The organism is Geminicoccaceae bacterium, assembly GCA_020638465.1.
Lineage (GTDB): Bacteria > Pseudomonadota > Alphaproteobacteria > Geminicoccales > Geminicoccaceae > JAGREO01.
The window spans coordinates 487,745-503,914 of the sequence record JACKIM010000002.1 but is presented as its reverse complement, the minus strand read 5'-3'; the positions used below and the strand labels follow the sequence as shown (position 1 = coordinate 503,914).

Sequence of the window (16,170 nt, the reverse complement as noted above, 5' to 3'; positions counted from 1 at the left end):
ACGGTCGCATGGCGCAACTATCGCTCGACGAGCGCCCGCAGCAGGACCGATGGCTCGATCATGCCGATGACCTGCCCGTTATCATCCTCGACATGGAATGGCCCGTGACCGGCTGCACTGCATCTGACCAGGTCTTGCATGGCCGTCCGCGTTCGGCAGAACACGGCCGACGGAGGCGATCCCGGTTCGCTCATCAGCGTGTCGATGTTCACGGCATCCGTCGATGACGGCGGACCATCCGCCGGACACATCAGGGATCCCGCCGTCAGGACACGCAACGGGTTCACATTGTTGACAAAACTGCGCACGTAATCGTTTGCCGGCCGGGTGATGATCGTTTCGGGCGTACCCGACTGGACGATGCGCCCCCCTTCCATGATGGCAATACGATTGCCGAGCTTGATGGCCTCATCGAGGTCGTGGCTGACGAAGATGATGGTCTTGCCCAGCTGTCGCTGCAAATCCAGCAACTCGTCCTGCAACCGGTCGCGGATGAGCGGATCAAGCGCCGAGAACGGCTCGTCCATCAACAGGATGTCGGCGTCCGTGGCCAGCGCCCGCGCCAGCCCGACACGCTGCTGCATCCCGCCGGACAACTCGTGTGCATGCTTGTCCGCCCACTCGCCCAGATGCACCAGCTCCAGCTTCTCGCGAACGATGCGCTCGCGCCCGGCCGGATCGATACCGCGCAGCTCCAGGCCAAAGCCGACATTCTCGGCGACCGTGCGCCAGGGCAGCAGTGCGAACTGCTGGAACACCATGGCAATGCGCCGGGTGCGCAGGCGCCGCAGGGTTGCCCGGCCGCAGCGGACGACATCGGCAGGCCGTCCCTCGTCCTCGATCAGGACTTCTCCCCGCGTCACCTTGTTCAATCGGTTGACGGCCCGCAACAGGGTCGATTTGCCCGACCCTGACAATCCCATTAGGACAAATATTTCACCGCGCTCGACGGCAAGGCAGCATTGCGCGGCACCCAGCACCTGTCCCGTCTTGTCGAGAATCTCCTCGCGGCGTTTGCCTTCGTCGATGAAGGGCAATGCCCGTTCGGGTCTGTCGCCGAAGACAATGTCGACATCGCGAAATTCAACAGCAGCTACAGAACTCATCGTTCAGGCTTCCGACAGACGCGGTCGAGTACGATGGCAAGAATGACGATCGCCAGGCCCGCTTCGAACCCGTTGGCGATATTCACCGTATTGAGAGCGCGGACCACGGGTTTCCCGAGCCCGCCCGCCCCGACCAGCGCCGAAATGACGACCATCGACAGTGAAAGCATGATGCACTGCGTCAGCCCGGCCATGATGGTCGGCATGGCATGCGGCAGTTCGACCTTCCACAACAATTGCGAAGAAGTCGCTCCAAAGGCCTCGCCCGCCTCGATCAGCGGCTTCGGCACGTTCGATATCCCCAGATGAGTGAGCCGTATGGGTGCCGGCAGCGCGAAGATCACGGTCGAGATCAGCCCCGGCACAACTCCAAGCCCGAAGAGGATCAGCGTCGGAATGAGATAGACAAAGGTCGGTATCGTCTGCATCAGGTCGAGTACCGGTCGCAGACCGGCATAAAGCCATGGCCTGTGGGCCGCGGCGATCCCGACGGGCACTCCCACCAGCATGCACAGCGCGGTGGCGAATACCACCAAAGCGAGCGTTTCGATGGTCTCGTCCCAATAGCCCAGATTGACGATCAACAGCAGTCCGAGAAGAATACCAACGGAGAGTTTTACCGATCGCTGCAGGATATAGCTGCCGCCTGCCATCAAGACGACCAGCACCGGCCATGGCAACCATTGCAGGATGTCGATCAGCCCCTCGATGAGACCACCAACGACATCGGAAATGAAGTTGAACAGCCAGGCAGCATGATCGTTGAGGAAGTCGACCCCACTCTCCATCCATTTGCCGAGCGGGATCTTGTACTTCTGGATAAAATCCAACGATCAGAGCCCGAGATGCGAGGTCACGGCCGTCAGCCCCTCATTGCCGTCGACAGTGGTGACGTCATCGAGCCACGCATCGAGAACTTCGGGATGCTCCTTGAGCCATGCGGTGGCCGCATCGGCCGGTTCCTTCCCGTCATCGAGAATGCCGGACATGACCTCATTTTCCATCTTCAGGGAAAATTTCATATTCGTCAGCAACTTGCCGACATTCGGGCATTCATCGAGGTAGCCTGCCCGGACATTGGTATGCACCGTCGCGCCACCGTAATCGGGCCCGAACCAGTCATCGCCGCCTGACAGATAGGTGAGATCGAAATTGGCGTTCATCGGGTGCGGCTCCCACCCCAGGAACACGATGGGATCCTGATTGCGGGCCGCTCTTGCCACCTGTGCGAGCATCCCCTGCTCGGAACTCTCGACAACCTCGAACTGTCCCAGTCCGAAGGCGTCCTCGTCGATCATCTGCTGGATCAGGCGGTTGCCGTCATTGCCCGGCTCGATGCCGTAGATCCTGTCATCCAGCCCGTCGGCAAATTTCCCGATATCGGAAAAATCGCGCAATCCCTGCTCGGCCAGATAAGTCGGCACCGCCAGTGTATATTTCGCACCTTCGAGATTGACGCCCAGATCCTCAACCGAACCATCGTCCAGATAAGGGCGGATATCCGCTTCCATCGTCGGCATCCAGTTGCCGAGGAAGACGTCGATATCCTTGTTGCTCAGGCTCTTGTAGGTGACCGGGACGGCCAGTATCTCCGCACTCGGCTGATAGCCCAGCCCCTCAAGGACGGCGGCCGCAAGCGCGGTGGTGGCGGTAATGTCCGTCCAGCCCACATCGGAAAAGCGCACCTGATGGCAACTCTCCGGATCGGCGGCCGACACCGGTGTGATCATGGCAGGGGTAACCAGAAGGCTCAGGCCCAGGCTCAATGACAGGACAATCTTCAAGATGCCTCTCCCGACTGAGTGTTATCAGCCCCACTGTGCAGCCTGAAGGACATGCTTGCAAGTCGGCCCTCCGGCTACTGGTCTTCCTCCTCAGGCGACAAGACGGGCAAGCCGGCGGAGATCTTGCGGTGTCGTCGTCGGAAAACCGAAAAATTCCAGATAGGCCGGGATCTGTTCGAACAGCATGTCGGTCCCCACCTGGGTGGTACAGCCGCGTGCACGACAAGCCGCGAGAAAGGGTGTTTCCTCTACCGTCAACACGACCTCGCCGACAAAGGTCGACGGATCGATACGATCCACATCCAGCGGCAAGGGATCGCCGGCATTCATGCCGAGCGGCGTGGCATTGGTGACGATGTCCCATCCCGAAGGATCCCTCGTTCCGCAAACGATCTCGACATCGGGATAGTGAGCGGCAATCCGTGCAGCCAGCGCATCGACCGCCGGCGCACGCAGGTCGCACAGGCCGATGCGCGAGACCCCGGCACCGGCCAACGACGCGGCTATGGCCGAACCGGCGCCGCCGGCGCCGATCACCAGCGCGGAAGCTCCCTCGGCAGTGGGTCCCTTGCGCCCGAGGCCGCGCACGAAGCCTTCGCCATCGAACATTTCGCCCACGAGCCGACCCTCATCGTCCCGGCGCACGGCGTTGCAGGCCCCGCAGATGCGCACGGCGGTGCTCGCCTCGTCGAGAAGCTTCACCACCTCGACCTTGTGCGGCATGGTGATCAAGGCCCCCGCGAAGTTCCTCAGGCGGGCCACATGACGCATGAAGATCGGGAAATCCTCGGGCTCGCAACCCATCGGCACGACAACCGCGTTGATGCCGACATTCTCGAAATAGGGATTGTAGATCATCGGCGCACGAAAGCTGCTGGTCGGAACTCCCAGATGGGCGATTACCTGTGTGTGGCCGTTGATCTCGACCGTCATTATTCCTCCACAACGCCGAAGTCATCAATCCGGCAAAACAATCAGCCCGACAGGTTCCCCCGGACGGAACTATACGCCAATCACCTGGGCGATCCGCCGCAGCGCAAGGCCGTAGCCCTGCGTGCCGAATCCGGCGATCACCCCGTCGGCGCGCAGGGAAACGTAGGAATGGTGGCGGAATGCCTCGCGCTTGTGGACGTTGGAGATATGAACCTCGAACACGAGCCCGTCGAAGGCATTCAGCGCATCGAGAATGGCCACGGATGTATGGGTGTAGGCGCCGGGGTTAATGATGATCGCCGCGGCATCCTCGCGCGCCTCATGGACCAGGTCGATGAGGCGATGCTCGGCATTCGATTGCTCGAAGCGGATGGAAAGGCCCAATTCGCCCGCAAGTCCGGCACAGACGGCCTCGACATCTGCCAGCGTCTCGCGGCCATAGATCTCCGGCTGGCGCTTGCCGAGAAGATTGAGGTTCGGGCCATTGAGGATGTAGACGAGCTTACTCACGATTCGTGGTCTTTCATGATGTTCTCTCCCCGGACGGGTCGGCACGGCTCAAAGGCCATCCCGCCTCGCCAATCCGCTCTCAGGTGTCCAGCCAGGCCTGTTCGCGGCTGGACAGATGAATGGCTTCCACCAGTTCCTGAATGCGAAGACCGGCACGGAAGTTGAAGGGTTCCGGTTGTTCGCCGCCAATGGCGCGCGCAAAGCCGGCAACCTCGATGGCCTTGAGGTCGTTGAAGCCCAGTTGATGGCCAGGTGCAACGCAGAACTGGCCGTAGGGCTGATGCTCCGGTCCGGCCTCGATGCGGGTGAAACCGCACCGTCCCGTTCTCCCGCCCGCCGAATAGACATGCAGTTCGTTGAAGCGTTCCTGGGTGAAGAACAATCCACCCCTGCTGCCGTAGACCTCGAAATCGTGCTGCATCTTGCGACCGGTGGCCATCCAGTTGGCTTCGATCGTGCCGCTGGCGCCATTGGCGAAACGCAAAAAGGCACGGGCCATGTCGTCGACCTCGACGGCCCGCATGCCGCCCTGTACGTCGGGCCGCTCGCCGATCACGGTCGTGACGTCGCCCATCACCCGGCTGATCGGCCCGAGGAGAAACTCGGCGGTCGCAAGCGCATGGCTGCCGATATCCGCGAGCGCTCCCCCGCCTGATGGATCGTGACGGAATGTATAGGGGGATCGTGCGTCGGCCATGTAATCCTCGGCATGGATGCCGCGATAGCTGCGGATCTCTCCGAGTTCACCCGCGGCAATCATCTCGCGGGCGAGCGCGAGCATGGGATTGCAAAGATAGTTGAACCCCACCTGCGTACGCACACCAGCCGCCTCCGCCGCCTCGGCCATTTCGCGCGCGTCCGCGGCGCGCGGTGCCAGCGGTTTCTCGCAATAGACATGCTTGCCGGCGGCAATGGCCGCCAGCGCCATCTCCTTGTGAAGGGCATTGGGAGCGGTGATGTCGACCATATCGATTTCGGGATCTTCCACCATGCATCGCCAGTCGGCGGTCGAACGGCCGAAGCCCATACGGGCGGCCGCTACCCGGGCGGCCTCGTCGCTGATGTCCGCCAGTGTGTGCAGTTCGAAATCGAATGGCAGGTCGAATACCTTGCCGGCAGCCGCGAACCCGAATAGATGGGCCTTGCCCATGAAGCCCGAGCCGATCAGGCCGATGCGCAGTTTCGGTTTTGCAGCCATGTGGCGAAGCTCCCTGAAAGCCCCGGGACGTCCTATGTCAATAAACCCCGGTTGACGGCATCGGCTCCAGATAGAAATAACCGACCGCCGCACCGATAGCGGCGATCAGCAGGACCAGCAACAGGATCTTCCACATGCTGTAAGGACGTTCACCCTGCACCTCGCCGTTCTGGCCGTTGACCGACACATGGTAGGACTTTCCCCCATAGCGGAATGCACCCAACCACAACGGCAACAGGATGTGCTTGAAGGTCGTCTCGCTGTGGCGAATGTCCATCTGGCTGATCTGTTGCAGATCGCCACCGATATCCATGCGGACATCGGACGCGATCCGGTTCTTCATCTTCTCGCGCGCGACGCTGAACCCGTCGCCGAGCTCGATGCGGTAGGACTCAGCCTGAAAGCCGGTGACATAATGTGCGGAATAGGGCTTGAGACCGCCGAGATCCCACGGTTCCAGCCGGTCGGTCATCCATGTGGGCAGCGATTTCGAAGCCAGCACCAGCACATCGTCGAAATGCCGCCTGACACGTCCCCGCGCGGGATACCAGCGCACCTTCTGCACCATCTTCGTCTGGACCACATCGCGACCATTGACGCGCGTGCGGACCTGCACGGGTTCCAGGTAGATCTCGCCACGACGGCCGACATAATCGGTCTGCGTATCGCTGTCATACGTCCAGTATGGCAGATAGACACCGTGCAGCGCACCGCTCACCTGTCCCATGCGGCGAAGCCTGTTCGGCGCGAACCAAAGCCCCTGCAACCACGAACGGACCCGCTCGCGCGCACGTGCTTCGGGAACCTCGAACGGCAGTACCGCCTGCGGCTTGATCTGGCGTTGAACACCGGTGTCGGTGACGATCGACTGGCCGCAGAACGGGCACTCGCCGGCGTGCCGGTTGGCATCGAAGGTGAAACTCGCATTGCAGCTCGAACAGGTGACAAGCTGGACATCTTCCAAGGGCGCGGAATGTCCACTTCGGCGAAGTGCCGCCTCCAGATCCTGTTCAACAATCGCCACATCGACCGTCTGGATGCGGTTCACGTGGCCGCAATACTGACACTCCAGCTCTCCCCGACCGGGGGCATAGGACAGCACCGCGCCACAGCTCTCGCAGGTCAGTTGCGCTTCACGCAAGGCATGGTCACTGCCGGGCTCGACCGCAGGCTCGACTTCCCGACGTCCCCAGGGACCGATACCCATCGATCAGGGAGTGCCTCCACCGGGAATGGGCGGCGGGGTAGAGCCGAAAAGACTGGCAAGATCGCCCCGCTTCGAGGCAGCCTCCCAGCCAGCCATGCCTTCGGTCCACACCAGCGTGTCGCGGGTCAGCTCGCCACGGGCACTCATCGCTTGCAGGGTCGCGACATCGAACGGCCCCGTCGCCTGCCCGCCCTTTGCCACGTGATAGCGCGTGGCCGACGGCAGTGGCGGCGGTGCCGCCGCACCGGCTGCCGGCATACCCGAATTTCCCTGCTGCTGCATGGCATTGGCCATCTGCTGTGCCATGGCCATTCCCATGCCCATGCCGAGCCCCGCGGCAGCTCCCCCGTCTCCCGGATTGGCTGCCGCCGTGCGCATCGCCTCGGCTGCCTGGAACTGGGAATAGCGTGACAGGTCGCCGACCATGCCTATCGAGGTCCGTCGGTCCATCGCTTCCTCGACTTCCTTCGGCAGCGAGATGCTCTCGACGAGCAGCTTGGTCAGTTCGAGACCGTAATTGGCAAATTCCGGCGCAATCCGCCCCGTGACGAAATTCGACAGGTGATCGTTGTTGGCGGCTAGATCGAGCAGCGGAATGCCGGAACTGCCGAGCACGGCCGTGAAGCGCGTGACAATGACATTGCGCAGCTGGTTGCTGATCTCGCTGGTGGTGAAATGCTCGTCCGTGCCGACAATCTCGCGCAGCAGCACCGCCGGGTCCGTGATACGGATCTCGTAGGTACCGAACGCGCGAAGCCGAACCATGCCGAATTCCGGGTCGCGCACGATCACCGGATTCTTCGTTCCCCACTTGAGGTCGGGATACCGGCGCATGTTGAAGAAATAGACCTCGGCCTTGAACGGGCTCTCGAAGCCGTGACGCCAGTTCTGCAGGGTCGAGAGAATGGGCAGGTTGGCCGTCAGCAACTCATACATGCCGGGACCGAACACATCGGCCACCTCGCCCTCGTTGACGAATACCGCCATCTGACCTTCACGCACGGTCAGCTTGGCGCCATGCTTGATTTCGTTGCCATAGCGTTCGAAGCGCCAGACGAGCGTGTCCGGACTGGAATCGGTCCATTCGATGACGTCGACGAATTCGCCGAAAATCTTGTCCATGAGCGCCATGGCAAATGCTCCATGATTGAGTGAAAGCCCGACCGGCGACGGCTACCGGCAACAGCGGCAGCCGAACGCCGTTTCGGGCTTCATGTCAGGCCCGCCGCCGGCAGGGCCTCATGCCTTCGGCAGTTCCTTGCCGACTGTTTCGGCGCGTGCCGATGCCGCCTGCAGGGCCTCTTTCAGCTGATGCTCGGCCTCGGCAAGCTGGTGTTCGGCCTCGCGCCGCTTGACCTTGCCCTCGTCAGCGATGCGCAGGCTGTCCTCGATCGTGGCGATCAGCTGCTCGTTGGCCGCCCGAACCGTATCGATGTCGAAGACCCCCCTTTCGACCTGTTCGCGAACCTGCTGGTTCACCTGCCGCAGATTATCGGCATTACTCTTTAACAGATCGTTGGTGAGATCCGTCGCAGCCTTCACCGCATCGGCGGCCTGCCCGGAACGGTAGACGGTGATCGCCTGGGCAAGCTGCTGGCGCCACAGCGGCACGGTATTGGCAAGGGTCGAATTGATCTTGGTGATCAGCGACTTGTCATTCTCCTGCACCAGCCTTATCGATGGCAGGCTCTGCATGGTGACCTGCCGCGTCAGCAGCAGGTCATGCACGCGGCGTTCGAGATCATCGCGGGCCGAACGCAGGTCCCGCAGCTTTTGCGACTGGATGACATCGTCCTGGTTCCCGACAGCTTCGGCGAGCTTGGGAATGATCGTCTCGTCCAGTTCCTTCAGCTTCGCCCGTCCCGCAGCGACATAGATCTCCAATGTGCGGAAATAGTCGAGATTGGCATCGTAGAGCTTGTCGAGCTTGGTGATATCGGTGAGCAGAGTGGTCTTGTGCCGCTCCAGATCGTTGGTGATCCCGTCGATCTGCTCGCGCACCGTCTCGTACTGGTCGAGATAGTCCTGCAACTTGTTGTTGCCCATGCCCAGCATGCGCTCGAACCAGTTGGGCTTGTCGGTAGGATCGATATCCTCGAATTTCAGCTCGCGCAGCTTGCTGACCATGGTGTTGAGTGCCTGTCCGGCCGGCCCCACATCCTTGGTGCGAACCTCTTCGAGCATCGAATCCGAAATGGTCGTCAGCTGCTGCTGAGCCTTGGAACCGAAGAAGATGATCGAACTGGTATCGCCCATGTCGATTTCCTGCACGGCCTGGGCCACGGCCTTGCTGGCGTCGCCATCGAGGTCGATCTGCAGGTCATGGGCCAGCTCACGGGACAGCACCTGGATGCTGTCGGCGAGTTCGGCCGTCGCCACCGGCAACGGCGGAGGTGCGGTGCGCTGCATTTCGGGTTGTTCACTCATGGCTCACTTTCCCTCCCTCGGGTCGATTGTTCGCATTGAAATCCTGGCAATGGCCAACGTTCGCCAACGGACTGTCATCCGGCGATGCGCCGTCAATGGACACCTTCCTTCTCAAGCTGGGTGCGCAGCACGTCGATCTGTACTTCCAGATCGAGACTGTCATTGCGCTTGAGAACTTCTTCCTGTTCGCCGAACACCTTCTCGACCGTCTCCAGAACGTGACGGAAGCTCTCGGCCAAAGGCGTATTGGCGAGGTCATTCTGCTGTTCGCGATATTTGCGCACTACATCACGGGTGCCATCGAGGTAGGTGACGAAGAACCGGCGCGCCCGGCGCAGATCGCCGGGCGTCCTCTCCACCTGGGCGAGCACGGCCCGGGCCCGGGCCGCGATCCTGCCGAGACGCTCGCTGAGTTCGCGATTGTGCAGTTCGCGGGCGTTCAACTCGATCTCGCGGATCTTGTTCTCGGCCTCGCTCACCGCCTCGATCACATCCTCCGAACGCAGGCCCGCGCGCGCGGCCAGATCCTCGTCGATATCCTTGCGTCCCATCGGATCGAGGCCATAGGCCATGACGCAGCCGCCCCCGCCCAGAACGGCATAGAGTATCGACATGAAGAGGCCGGAGCCATGCGACAGCCAGGCCAGACAGAAGACCGAGGCGGCGACCAGCGCGGCGCCGAACAGCTTGCGTGGACCGGGAGGACGCGCAATCCGGCGGGCATTGTAGGAGGCTTCGGCTTCGAGCCCCTTCTGCACGAAGGTTCCGGCGACGATCAGCAGGCCGAAGCTCGCGACGGCACCGAGCGTGCGGAAGAAGCTTCCGGTCATCAGCCCCGAAATCGCCGGCAAGGCGATGAACAGCGGCAGGATCCGCAATGCCATCGGCTTGGCCACGACCGGCAGCGAACCCGGTTGCGGCGATTGCTGCGCCGGATCGACGCCCGACCCGACCCGTCTCGAAAACTGGCTCATGACGACCTCCGGCCCGTCTGCGGATGCCGGATCATCAAAATACCGATCCGAGCGAAAGAATGACGATGATCAGTGTCATCAACGCAATGCCGAGCGTATTCGATGCCTTGTTCAACTGTCCTCTCGCTCTTGCCCGACCTTCCCCTGCCGACCACGAAACGTTCAAGGGAGGAGGAAGGTCGCCGGTTGGTAACTCCAAGTATCAGGGGCATGACCGTGGAAACATGCCCGTTAGACATGGTGGCAATGTTCCCGCGACGCAATATGGATGGTGCGGCCGACCCACCATTATGCACCTCACGCCCGTGGAATACGACACCGAAAGTGTCGAATCATCACCGGGTGTGTGCAATAGGGAATGTCCCGTTCATTTCACAGCAGGAACATGCGTATTAATACGGACTCGAACCCCATGATATTCCAGGACTTGTGCACATTCCCGATACCGGGACCCTTGCCATAGCGGCAAAATACGCCGCACGCAGTGTGGCGTGGCTATCGGCAAGCTCGCGATACGCTGCTAGGATCGGCCCGCGCGTCATGATCAGCGCCCTCGGTGGCGCTTGCGAAATCTACGGGAGGTTGACTGATGAAATCCGTCCTTTGCGGCGTCGCCGCCGTCGCCCTGCTTGCCGCCACATGTCAGGCCCAGGCGGCCGACCGTGTCTATGGCGTCCTGATGAAGACCCTTTCCAATCCATTCTGGGGTGCCATGGAACAGGGCGTGAAGGATGCCTCGCAAGCCGAGGGTGTGGAATACTACCTTCAGGCCGTCGAAAGCGACCAGGCGGCCGAGCCGCAGCTCAACGTCTGCAACACCATGCTTGAGCACAACCCGACGGCGATGATCACTGCTGCCATCAACTCGACCAATCTTCTCCCCTGCCTCAAGCAGGCGACCGAGCGCAATATTCCTGTCGTGGACCTCGATGCCAATCTCGACCGTGAGATTGCCGCCGAGGCCGGTGTCGACGTCGCATTCACGATCGGATCGGACAACGAGGCGGCCGGTGCGCTGGGTGCGGACTACCTGATCTCGGAACTGGGCGGCGATGCCACCGGGGCGGTGCTGGTGATCGAGGGATTGTCCGGCAACATCACCGGACAAAAGCGTGCCCGCGGCTTCACCGACAAGCTCAAGACGGCAGCACCGGGCCTTGAGGTGGTCGCATCGCTGCCGGGCGACTGGGACCGCGGCAAGGCGGCCAACATCACCACCGACGTCCTGACCCGTTTCCCCGACCTCAAGGCCATCTTCGCCGCCAATGACGGCATGGCGCTGGGTGCCGTCGAGGCCGCCTACGCCGCCGGCAAGGGCGACGACATCGTCATCATCGGTGTCGACGGCAATGTCGATGCGGTGGAGAGCATCAAGGAAGGCCGGCTGAATGCCTCCGTCGCCCAGCTTCCCTACCTCATCGGCAAGGAAGCCGTCGAAAATGTCACGAAGCTGCTTCAGGGCGGCAGTGTCGAAACGACCATCTACGTGCCGACGCTGGTGCTGACCAGGCAGGTTCTGGAGGACAATACGGATCCACTGCTCGACTACGTGAAGTAACCGATACCCACACGCAGTCGCGGGAAACGCATTGGGCCGGCATCTCCATGCCGGCCTTCTCCATTCCACACTCCACGCGGCGACAATGCCGGCTTCAGTTCACGTAATATCGCTGGTACTTGCCATAATATTGCCCGACATCGCCATAGCCGTAATAGGCATGCTTCCTGACATTGACCTGGGTGAGCACCGAACCGGCAACGCTGGCGTTGATCTCGCGCAGATGGGCAAGTCCGTTGCGGGCTGCCTCGATCCGGGTCTTTTCCCATTGTGTCGCAAAGATCACCTTGTCGACCAGAAGCGCGACGATCTTGCTGTCGGTAACACCCAGCAGCGGTGCCGAATCGATCACGACATAGTCGTAGTGGCTGCGCAGGACACTGATGAGCCGGCGCATTCTGCGGCTGGAGAGGATATCGGTGGGGTTGGCCGTCTGGCGGCGGACCGGCAGGATATCGATGCCACTTTCCTCATCGTGGAGAATGACTTCGCTCAGCTTCCTTTCACCGGCCATCACCTCGACGAAACCGGCTTCCGGCTCGAGCGGCAGGTCGCGATGCACGCTGGGATGGCGCAGATCCAGGTCGACCAGAATCACCCTTTGCGCCGAACGGGCGGCAAAGGTGGCAAGGCTCAGCGACAGCGTGGTCTTTCCCTCCTGCGGCAGTGCCGATGTGACCATGACCACCTTGGGGGGACTGTCGACATCGGATAGCTGCATCGACGTGTAGATCGCCCGCATGGCCTCGGCATAGGCCGAGAGCGGCTTCTTGATCAGATACTGGTGGGGATATTCGCCGCGGCGGAGCCCCTTGATGCCGGGCACCAGCCCGAGCGCTGCCAGCCCCAGTTCCTCCTCAACCTGCCTCGTGCTGCGCAATCCGTTGTCGAGCCGTTCGAACAGCAGCGCCAGCATCAGCCCGATCATCACCGACGACCCGAAGCCTGCGGCAGCGAAGATCTTCGGGCCGGGCGAACTCGGCTGCTCCGGAGGGGCGGCGCGCGAAATGACCCGCACGTCGTTTTCGATGATGCCCTGCTGCTCACGGGTCTCCTTGTAGCGCTGCAGAAAACTCTCGTAGAGCTGGCGGCTCGAATCGGCCTCGCGTTCCAGTTCGCGCAGATGGACCTGCCTCGCCCTCTCGTCATCGTTGACACCGGACAGGTCGGCGAGCTGGCGCTCGGTGTCGGCGACCCGACTGGCAATGACATTCACCTCGTTGCCGAGGTTCTTGATGATCCGCTCGACCTCGGTGGCGATCTTGGCCTGAAGGTTGGCCTTCTCGGCCACGAGGTTCTGGATGCGCGGATGCTTCTCGCCGAAATAGGTGCGCAGTTCAGCTTCCTCGCGAAGCAGATCGCTTTCCTGCTGGCGCAGGTTCATGATCGTACCCGACTGAAGAACTTCAGCCACCGTGTCGAGCCCTTCCCCCCGCGCGCGCAGTTCCCGGATGAGTTCGAGCCGCGCCCGCTTGTCGGACAAGTCGGCGCGAGCCGTCATCAACGTGCGGGAAAGCTCGCTGAGTTCCTGTTCGCGAAGTCGCCCCGCCCCCGTGTCGACAAGCCCTTCGCTGGCGCGGTAGCTTTCGACCGCCGCCTCCGATTTCTCCAGTTCGTCGCGCAGGCTCCGCAAGCGGGTGGCAAGCCAGCCGGTTGCCTTGCTGGTGGCGGCGAGCCTCGCGTCGAACTCGCGCCGGACGTAGAGATCGGCCACCTCGTTGGCAATCCGTGACGCCTTCGCCGGATTGACGGAGGTGAACTCGATGGCGATCACATGGGACCGGCCATCCTGACGCACGGCCAGCTGATCGGAAAAGGTGTCTATGGCCGTTTCCACCTGAAGCTGCTGGTCGCGGTAGGCATCGTCGGCGAGTTGCTCGCGGGCAAGTCCCAGGGACAACAGCAGGCCATCCGGCAATATCGAGAGCCAGGGGCGCAGCGGACCGGCATCGGCGAGCTTGACCGTCCGTCCGGTATCCGTCAGGCGGGGATTGAACTCCGGATCCTCGAACAGATGCAGGCTGCGCATCACCGCTTCCATGTGGGAGCGCGATCCGAGCACCTTGATCTGCGTCTCGACACTGGCGGCATCCGCCCCCATTCCCTGCATCACCGCTTCGACATCGACCACCTTGCTCTCGCGCGGATCGATCATGACGAGGGCGGTTGCCGTGTAGCGCGGTGTGAGTTGCAACCCGATCAAGGTCGACAATGTGGTAAGAAGGACAATCGTCGAGACGATCGCCCAGCGTCGCCGCTTGATCACCGCGATCAGCTCCGAGGCGTCCAGCCCGTCTCCCGGGGAACTGCGGGTGACGGCCTTGACCTCGACCTGACCGGGATAATGCGGGGATTGGCTCATCCGATATTCTTCCACCTTGGAGATCGCGCTTGTCACGATTGCGGCGGATGATCGGTCGTTAAGGTTAAGAAGCCGTTTACATCAGGCGGAATTCAAGAAGGCGAGAACATCCTGATGCAGTGATTTCCCACCATCGGCAAAGTCCTCGAGGATCGTGAAATGATCATGGCCGTCGAGGATCCGGCACCTGCCGTCATTGCCGGCGGCATTCCACGCTTCCGTGAAACTGCGGCTCTGGCGGTGGAATTCTCCGGATTCCACACCTCCGACCATAGCCATCAGCCGCGTCGGCGACGGACGAACATGCAGGATCGGGCTGTTGCGACGCACCTGTGCCCAGTCGAGTTGCAGCTTCGGCTGCAGGTAGGTGTAGGGAAAAGGGTGCAGGTCGAACAGGCCGCTGATCGGCATGCCGGCCTTGACCGTATCGGCTGGCAGCGCGTACCGCCCCTCCCAGTCGGTCACGGCGGCCATGCCCACGAGATGCCCGCCTGCCGAGTGGCCCGATATCGTGATGCGGGCGGGATTGCCGCCAAGACCGGAAACGTTGCGTGCCGTCCAGGCAATGGCTGCGCGAATCTGTCGGCTTATTTCGTCAATCGTCACGTTTGGACAGAGAGCATAATCCACGATTCCGACAAGATACCCGGCTGCGGTGAAAGCCGGCGCGACGAAATCGTGGTCATTTGCCGAAAAAGCCCGCCAATACCCCCCGTGAATGAACAGGTGCACCGGAGCACCCGCGCTTGGAACCGCATCGGGACGATGCCAGTTGATGGCCTCCTCGACGGTCGGACCGAAGGGAATCCGGCGAAAGCCCTCGCGCCCCCGCACGACAGCGCTGCGAGCAGCCCAGCCGGATACCGATGCGAGCCCCCTTGGCTCGCCGAGGCTTGGATTGTATGCCTTATCCAGTGACTCCTGGTCGGTGAACTCTCGATAGAGGGTCATGGCTTCTTCGTTCGCAATCGGATCCCGGCGACAATGAACGCGCTCCTGTATCTCATCCCCATCGCGCTCGCCATGGGAGGACTGGGCCTGGCAGCCTTCCTCTGGTCCCTCAGATCCGGCCAGCTCGACGATCTCGACGGCGCCGCGGAACGCATCCTCTTCGACGATGACGACCCGCCGCCGGAAGATACCGCCCGGACCTCGTGACCCCGGGGCCAACGCCTGCAACGCAGCCGCATGTCTACAGCTGCCGCTGCTTGAGGGCCTCGCTGCTGTCCAGTTGCAGGCCTATGAAGACCTGCCAGCCGGGTGCGCTTGATACGCCGACATCGCTGACCTGCTGCTCGATGCTTTCGCGTATCGTTCGGCGTTCCCCCGGAACCAGCGGCAACGTGGTATCGATCACCGTCTTGTCGATCGGTTCGCCATCCTCGTCCACCAGCACGACAAAGTAGGAGGCCGGCCTGTCACCGGCAGCCGCTCCGGCGGCACCGTCGATGGTCAGGTCGACGGCGAAACGCAGCAGCATCCCGTCGTCTTCGAGCGAGCAGCGCCCGTTGATGTTGCCAATGGTCAGATGCGAACCATCGTCGAACGTCTGGCGGTCGAGACCATTGACAATATGGGCTGACGGGCACGAGAAGGACGCCTGCTGGCCAGACTGGCCGCTGTTGCATCCGGCGATCGCCAGCGGCGGAACGAGAACGAGCCCGATCGCGACGAGCCTGCGCGCGTTGCCGGGCATCACAGCTTCTTGTGGGCACCGTCGCACAACGGCTTGTTGCCCGAATGCTTGCAGCCGCAGAAATAGACGTCGCCATCCTTTTCCGCGGTGTATTTGAGCGGAGCGAAACCGCTTCCCTTGTGGGAGCCGTCGCAAAAGGGCTGGCTGGTGCTGCGACCGCAGGCACACCAGAAATAGGTCCTGCCCGATTCCACTGCTACCTTGTAGGGCGCCTTTTGCGCAATCGTCGGTTCACTCATCGCCGCATCCGATCCCATTGCTTGAGAAGTCAGCGGCCACGACATACCTGGATATTGTCCCGGCGCGTGCCACCGCTTCATGCTGGTAGCAGTCCACCAGCATGCCAGCAAGGGCCGAGCGCGGCATTTACGGCTTCCGTGCGAACGAGTGGCGCGCCGGCCGCATCGGCGAGATG

The 16,170-nt window shown here is 62.0% G+C and carries 16 protein-coding genes; 2 read left to right on the top strand and 14 right to left on the bottom strand.

Annotation, left to right across the window (positions count from 1 at the left end):
- Positions 1–17: 17 nt before the first annotated feature.
- The 10 genes from choV to H6851_12715 form a co-directional block, all read right to left on the bottom strand.
- A complete protein-coding gene (gene choV / locus H6851_12760; GenBank protein MCB9944476.1) occupies positions 18–1,106 on the bottom strand; it encodes a choline ABC transporter ATP-binding protein in 1,089 nt (362 codons plus the stop codon).
- Positions 1,103–1,936: a choline ABC transporter permease subunit gene (gene choW, locus H6851_12755; GenBank protein MCB9944475.1), complete on the bottom strand. Its 834-nt coding sequence runs from the start codon at positions 1,934–1,936 to the stop codon at positions 1,103–1,105. Before choW ends, choV begins: the two co-directional genes overlap by 4 nt.
- A 3-nt stretch (positions 1,937–1,939) precedes the next feature.
- A complete protein-coding gene (locus tag H6851_12750) occupies positions 1,940–2,836 on the bottom strand; it encodes a choline ABC transporter substrate-binding protein (protein ID MCB9944474.1) in 897 nt (298 codons plus the stop codon).
- Between the two features lie 144 nt (positions 2,837–2,980).
- A complete protein-coding gene (locus H6851_12745; GenBank protein MCB9944473.1) occupies positions 2,981–3,823 on the bottom strand; it encodes a shikimate dehydrogenase in 843 nt (280 codons plus the stop codon).
- A gap of 69 nt (positions 3,824–3,892) precedes the next feature.
- A complete protein-coding gene (gene aroQ, locus H6851_12740; protein MCB9944472.1) occupies positions 3,893–4,333 on the bottom strand; it encodes a type II 3-dehydroquinate dehydratase in 441 nt (146 codons plus the stop codon).
- Between the two features lie 79 nt (positions 4,334–4,412).
- Complete coding sequence (locus H6851_12735) at positions 4,413–5,531, bottom strand: Gfo/Idh/MocA family oxidoreductase (protein ID MCB9944471.1); 1,119 nt, start codon at positions 5,529–5,531, stop codon at positions 4,413–4,415.
- A gap of 37 nt (positions 5,532–5,568) precedes the next feature.
- Positions 5,569–6,672, bottom strand: a complete 1,104-nt coding sequence (locus tag H6851_12730) for a primosomal protein N' (replication factor Y) - superfamily II helicase (GenBank protein MCB9944470.1) — start codon at positions 6,670–6,672, stop codon at positions 5,569–5,571.
- A gap of 69 nt (positions 6,673–6,741) precedes the next feature.
- Positions 6,742–7,869 carry an SPFH domain-containing protein gene (locus H6851_12725; protein MCB9944469.1) on the bottom strand — a complete coding sequence of 376 codons (1,128 nt, stop codon included), beginning with the start codon at positions 7,867–7,869 and terminating at the stop codon, positions 6,742–6,744.
- A gap of 108 nt (positions 7,870–7,977) precedes the next feature.
- On the bottom strand, positions 7,978–9,165 hold the full coding sequence (locus tag H6851_12720; GenBank protein ID MCB9944468.1) for a toxic anion resistance protein: 1,188 nt from the start codon (positions 9,163–9,165) through the stop codon (positions 7,978–7,980).
- A 92-nt stretch (positions 9,166–9,257) separates the two neighbouring features.
- On the bottom strand, positions 9,258–10,139 hold the full coding sequence (locus H6851_12715; GenBank protein MCB9944467.1) for a 5-bromo-4-chloroindolyl phosphate hydrolysis family protein: 882 nt from the start codon (positions 10,137–10,139) through the stop codon (positions 9,258–9,260).
- 589 nt (positions 10,140–10,728) lie between these two features.
- On the opposite strand from H6851_12715, the gene H6851_12710 reads away from it, so the two are divergent.
- The gene (locus H6851_12710) at positions 10,729–11,697 is read left to right on the top strand and encodes a substrate-binding domain-containing protein (GenBank protein ID MCB9944466.1); all 969 of its coding nucleotides are present in this window, start codon (positions 10,729–10,731) and stop codon (positions 11,695–11,697) included.
- Between the two features lie 94 nt (positions 11,698–11,791).
- On the opposite strand, the gene H6851_12705 is transcribed toward H6851_12710, so the two are convergent.
- Positions 11,792–14,059 (bottom strand): polysaccharide biosynthesis tyrosine autokinase, encoded by a 2,268-nt coding sequence (locus tag H6851_12705; GenBank protein ID MCB9944465.1) that lies wholly within the window; start codon positions 14,057–14,059, stop codon positions 11,792–11,794.
- A gap of 81 nt (positions 14,060–14,140) precedes the next feature.
- Positions 14,141–15,010 carry an alpha/beta hydrolase gene (locus H6851_12700; GenBank protein MCB9944464.1) on the bottom strand — a complete coding sequence of 290 codons (870 nt, stop codon included), beginning with the start codon at positions 15,008–15,010 and terminating at the stop codon, positions 14,141–14,143.
- A gap of 33 nt (positions 15,011–15,043) precedes the next feature.
- Between H6851_12700 and ccoS the strand changes: the two genes are divergently transcribed.
- Positions 15,044–15,217, top strand: coding sequence for a cbb3-type cytochrome oxidase assembly protein CcoS (ccoS, locus tag H6851_12695; protein MCB9944463.1), 174 nt, complete (start codon positions 15,044–15,046; stop codon positions 15,215–15,217).
- Between the two features lie 34 nt (positions 15,218–15,251).
- On the opposite strand, the gene H6851_12690 is transcribed toward ccoS, so the two are convergent.
- Both H6851_12690 and H6851_12685 read right to left on the bottom strand, forming a co-directional pair.
- Positions 15,252–15,755: a hypothetical protein gene (locus H6851_12690; protein MCB9944462.1), complete on the bottom strand. Its 504-nt coding sequence runs from the start codon at positions 15,753–15,755 to the stop codon at positions 15,252–15,254.
- Positions 15,755–15,994: a CDGSH iron-sulfur domain-containing protein gene (locus tag H6851_12685; GenBank protein ID MCB9944461.1), complete on the bottom strand. Its 240-nt coding sequence runs from the start codon at positions 15,992–15,994 to the stop codon at positions 15,755–15,757. Before H6851_12685 ends, H6851_12690 begins: the two co-directional genes overlap by 1 nt.
- Positions 15,995–16,170: the final 176 nt, after the last annotated feature.